The sequence below is a fragment of the Pseudomonas sp. P5_B2 genome, from assembly GCF_056400445.1.
Genome location: NZ_JBFULH010001450.1, coordinates 1 through 583 on the forward strand (window position 1 = coordinate 1; position 583 = coordinate 583).

At 46.0% G+C, this 583-nt stretch carries 1 protein-coding gene; it reads right to left on the bottom strand.

Going from position 1 to position 583, the window contains the following annotated elements; genetic code table 11:
- Positions 1–58: 58 nt before the first annotated feature.
- A partial coding sequence (locus AC1DRJ_RS31765; protein WP_477805581.1) for a LysR substrate-binding domain-containing protein occupies positions 59–583 on the bottom strand: 525 nt, incomplete at its 5' end.

Consider the following 583-nt stretch of genomic DNA (forward strand, 5'->3'; position numbering starts at 1 on the left):
GTATTTATATGGTTTATGATTTAGTGGTAAGTCATTTTGTCTCATCACTATATGACATTTATTCATTAATTGCCTTTGCTTGTTCCATGAGCCACTCCCGAAACCGTCTGACAACGTACTGATTGCCGTCCCGCCCGCGGTGTTCCAAAAGACAAAACTTTGCATCCGTTTGCAGAACATTGTCGATCGGTTTGACCAAGGCACCTGTTTCTAGATGATCTCCAACCAGATGCGACCACGCTAAGGCAATACCTTGTCCTGTCAGAGCCGACTGAATCAGCATCGAATAGTTATTGATGTTCACTCGGTGCCGAGGTGCTTTAGTTTCATAGCCCAATCGGTCAAACCATTCTGGCCAACCGATCCAGTCGGTTTGAGGATCATCCAACCATAACCATGTCGCAGAATCGAGTTGATCAATGTTCCGTATTTGAGGGTGTCTTTCTAAATAGTCTCTGCTGCAAACTGGAAAGACTTCCTCCGAAAACAATGGTGTAACGATCATATCCGACGGCGCGGTGCGGCAGTAATACAGGGCAATATCGCAATCGAGGCGAGAATAGTCTTTGACGCGATCATAGGC